This is a genomic window from Prosthecobacter sp. (assembly GCF_014879935.1).
Taxonomy (GTDB): Bacteria; Verrucomicrobiota; Verrucomicrobiia; order Verrucomicrobiales; family Verrucomicrobiaceae; genus Prosthecobacter.
On sequence record NZ_JACSRD010000024.1, the window covers coordinates 1 to 4,592 of the forward strand.

Consider the following 4,592-nt stretch of genomic DNA (forward strand, 5'->3'; position numbering starts at 1 on the left):
GTTCTAACTCTCATTTTACTGGTTGTCTGATTTCCTCCTTATCTGTGTTTATCTTGGCGCAATGACCCCGGTTCCAGGGCGAATACCGCTATCGTGTGGTGCCAAACTGGGGGCGCGAGGCGCTGGCGCAGGTGAGCGTCAAAAACGGCCACGCAGCGGCCATCGACGCGCAGGGGCGTCTGTTTTACCTCACTGACGACGCGCGCAACAACGTGATCATTCTCGACTCCAGAACAGGCACGTTGCTCAAGCACTGGACGGCGCGCATGCCATTATCCTTAATCAAGTAACTTGACGCTATCTTGCTCATACGCTTCTCATTGAAGCGCCATCCTCTCAGTCAGGTTACTTCTCAACAGAACCGATCTCATGAAAGCATCCATAGTTGCCGGATTTAGACTCGTCGGCGCATCAGCTATTTTGTCATTAATGTTCTGCGGCAAAACCGCTGCCTTCAATGCCTTTCGAGATGGCAGTGGTCAGCCCATTAAGCATGACAACTCGCAACCGATCGACTTCTATATTAACCTGGGTTCCTACGCCTCAGCGGGAGACAAGGCGGACCTGATTCAAGGTATTCGAAATGCCTTTCAGCACATTGAGGACAATCCGTTTATCAATGTCACTTTCAATTACCTCGGTGAGACGACCACTTTGCCGGGAACGGATCAGGTGAGCGTCGTGTACCTGGACGGCGACCGCTCCTATGTGGGCAACAGCGCGGGCGTGACCATGGGATACAACATCAATCCCTCGACGCGGATCCTGAGCGCGGACATCGCACTGAATGGGCTGACACACTCCGCTCCGCCATACGTCAATCTTTACGCGCTCGCGCTGCACGAGTTATGCCACTTCCTGGGGTTGAATCATTCCTCATCTGGGAAGGACTCCGCCGTGTTTGAGAGCACGGTCAATTTGCAGCTCTCGCCAGACGACATCGCGGGTCTTGCCACCCTTTATCCCAATCCCGCCAGCCCCCTCGCGACGCAGCGCGGAACGGTGCGGGGACGCGTAACCACGGCAGATGGAGTCCCATTTCCAGCCCGGGTCATCGCCTACGATCTCTCCAAGGCGCAGCCACGGGTCGTCACCATCGATACGAACGCCGACGGCACCTACGAGCTGCCCGGACTTCCCGCAGGCAGTTACAACTTCGTGGCCGAGACACTCTCAGAGTCCTTCCTGCACATTCACGCGCTCAATGGAGTCAATCAGGCTGTGGTGGCAGGCACCCTGCTCGAGGCACGCGATATGGTGATTACCTCACCAGGTCATTTTCGGCTCTACTCCCAGGCAGGTTTGGAGGAAGTGGCTGCACACCCCGTGACCGGTCACTACTACTCGACGAACGGCTACTTTGGACCGATCAAGGCAATCGACTCAGGCACGGGAGCCGAACTTGCCTCCATCAATGTGAAAACGGACGATTTGGCCTTCACCGCAGATGGAAGGCGGCTTGTGATCGCAAGCCAGATCGATCGCCGGGTTGCGGTCATCGACACGGAAGTCGGCAGCCCCACCCTGCATCAAGTCTTGGGCGCGGTGACCAATCTGCCCGCCCAACCGATCGGGATCGTGACTCGCGGGAACACCATGGCCTACGTCTCTTGCAATGGGGGCGGTGCCGTGGTGGCTGTCAATCTGACCACCTTGAGCATCGCCGCCACGATCACGACAAACGAGTACAACCAAGACATCACCATCTCGCCTGACGGAACACGCGTGTTCCTCGGCACCTATATCGGACCCAACAACTGGTTGGAGATCGACGTCGATCCGGCAAGTCCCACCTACCACACCATCGTGAGAAAACACTCCGCAGGCACGAACGGAGCGTGGCAGGTCAGGCCGGATGCGGCAGGTCAGCGCGTCTTCATTGCCACCTCCAGCGGGGTGGATGTTCGGCAGCGTTCAGACAATGTACTACTGGGCCAGATTTTGGGAGGTCGTGCAGCCTATGGCGGTCTCGCTCTAACGCCAGATGGTGCCTGGCTCGCCGTCCTGGGGCTGGACGCCGCCGACCTTCAAAACAACGAATTGCTCATCGTGAACACAACGACGTTGGCCGTGGTGGAGCGCATCGCCGTCGGTGGAGGCGTGGACTATGTGTCGCCGGGCAGGCTGCCGGATGAGTTTCTGGTGACGGGCAAAGGAGGTCTCAGTGTCGTGCGACCTGCGGTGCTGACCGGGCCGGCATTCACTGTCACTCCACTGGCCTATCAAGTCCGCAGCACGTTTTCGGGGGGGCTGATCGATGTGATGGCGACGAACTCTGCCGCATGGGAGGCGCTCAACACGGAACCGTGGATCAAACTCAAGCACACGATTTTCCGTGGGTCGGGATCGCTGGAATTTGTGCTTGATCCAAATCTAGCGGCCTTGCCTCGTGCGGCAGTCGTCACGATGGCCGGACAATCTGTGTCCATCGTTCAGGGCGGGGTGGAGGAGAGTCCCTTGTTCACCATTCCGCCGCATGCATCCGCAGTGCTGGGCAGCCCGTTCAGCCTTGCCGCGACTACGATCAGCCACGTAGATGAATTTAGTGCTGTGGGCCTTCCTCCAGGGCTCGTGATCCATCCCGCAACGGGCCAAATCAGCGGCTCGCCAACGGTTGCAGGCAGCTTTGCCGTGACGTTGAAGGCTCAAAACATGGCTGGCGCATCCTACCGCAGCAGCACCATCCTGGTCAGTTCGTCCGCCCTGACGGACCTGGCGATCGAATCTGCGAAGATACTTGGGTTTAGCCCGACCCAGGTCACCTATGAGTGGACGCTTCGGAACACCAGCACTTTGCCCGCAGTCATAGGCACTCCAGGAGTGATCTTCCAAGCCTACATTTCTGCGGATACCTCCGTGGGCAACTCGGGTGACCTCGCTGCTGGTGGCTACTTCCTTAATGGCCTGACTTTGCAACCCGGCGAAGCCCGCGCCTTCACGCGGACGTCCGCACGTACAGCCGGCTCCTCCACGCATCCCTATATTGTCGCCAAAATTGACAACGGATCTCATCTGGCCGAGGCGAATGAAAACAACAACACCTTCGCTCTTCCCATCGAAGGCCTGGACTTCAACCTCTGGAAAAAAGAAGGTCGATTCACCGTGGCCGAACAGGGAAACGCATCCATCAGCGGCCCTGACGCTGATCCCGATCGCGATGGGCGCACCAACTGGATGGAATATGCCTTCGACTTCAATCCGCGTGCCCCGGACCCGCAGGCACATGCCTGGTTGAGCCACATGCTCTCGCCGCAGGTCAGACCGAACCCAGAGTACAGCTTCCGAGTGCCTGCCGTGGAGCGCAAAGACGTCCTGTATGAATTGCGCACATCCAGCGATCTCCAAACCTGGGTCACCCTGGCGACCAAGTCGGGAACGAATACCTGGCAAGGTTTGGGCGCACCTCAGGCCATCCAAGCGGACGGGCAGTGGAACCGATTGCCCGTCATTGACCCCCAACCGCTTGCTGGCGCTGCCCAGAGATTCATCTCCATCAAAGCGTCATCGCCTCCGCCCTGACCGTGCGGGTTTGAGCCTGCAATCGTCGCATCGACTGTGTTTGATCAGGGAAACGGGGTCAGAAACGGGGTCAGGGTGCAACTGCTTGACAGATGCGGTTAACTCGCTGAAACCGGCGCATGGCACGCAGCATTCGCATTCAATCCGCCGGGGCGTATTACCATGTCATGGCTCGCGGGAACCGCAGGGAGGACATCTTTCATGATGATGACGACCGGCGGTTCTTCCTGCACACGCTGAGTCAGGCCTGTAAGATGACGGGCTGGCGCGTGCATGCCTGGGTGTTGATGAGCAATCACTACCATCTCTTCCTCCAGACGCCGGAGCCGAACCTCGTGGCGGGGATGTCCTGGCTGCAAAACACTCTCACCCGCCGCTACAACGTGCGGCACCGGAAGTGGGGGCGGCTCTTTGGCGATCGCTACAAGGCGGTGGTGGTGGAGGGCGAGGACCGTTACCACTACCAGACGCTGATGGATTACATTCATCTCAACCCGGTGCGGGCACGGATGATCCGCCCCAAGGCCGGGCAGAGCGTGCTGGATTACCCCTGGAGCAGCGTGGCGGGAGGCTACGCGCTGCCGCCGAAGGCGCGTGCGAAGTGGCTGGCCGTCGAGAGCGGATTGAAGGCCTTCGACCTGCCCGACACCACGGCCGGAAGACGCCGGATGGTGGAGCGGCTGGACAAGCGGGCAGTGAGCGAGGGTATCAAGAACTGCGGGGTGCCGCCGCAGACAGATGAAGCGGATGCGCGGGCGAGCCACCTGAGACGCGGATGGTACTGGGGGACACAGGCCTTTGGCGAGGCGATGCGGAAGCTGGGGCAGAAGCTGCTCAAAAAGGACGCGCCAGTGTCGCGAGCCTATCAGAAGCATGAGCTGGTGCGAGAGCACGGGGAGCGGCAGGCGCTGGCGTGGCTGGCACGCGGGCTGAGGGCAGGAGGCCTGAAAACGAGTGGCCTTTCCAAGGTGAAAGGCTCCGACCCGCGGAAGGTGCTGCTGGCGGACCTGCTGTGGCGGCGGACGGTGGTGTCGCAGGAGTGGCTGGCGGAGAAGCTGGAAATGAAGTCGGCG

3 protein-coding genes are annotated in these 4,592 nt (G+C 59.7%); all 3 read left to right on the top strand.

Annotated elements, in window-relative coordinates; all coding sequences use genetic code 11:
- Nucleotides 1-95: 95 nt before the first annotated feature.
- Nucleotides 96-290: a hypothetical protein gene (locus tag IAE77_RS00300; protein ID WP_294219656.1), complete on the top strand. Its 195-nt coding sequence runs from the start codon at nt 96-98 to the stop codon at nt 288-290.
- A gap of 79 nt (nt 291-369) precedes the next feature.
- On the top strand, nt 370-3,519 hold the full coding sequence (locus IAE77_RS00305) for a putative Ig domain-containing protein (protein ID WP_294219657.1): 3,150 nt from the start codon (nt 370-372) through the stop codon (nt 3,517-3,519).
- Nucleotides 3,520-3,638: 119 nt separating this feature from the next.
- Nucleotides 3,639-4,592: transposase (locus IAE77_RS00310; RefSeq protein ID WP_294219658.1), on the top strand; the 954-nt coding region annotated here is incomplete at its 3' end.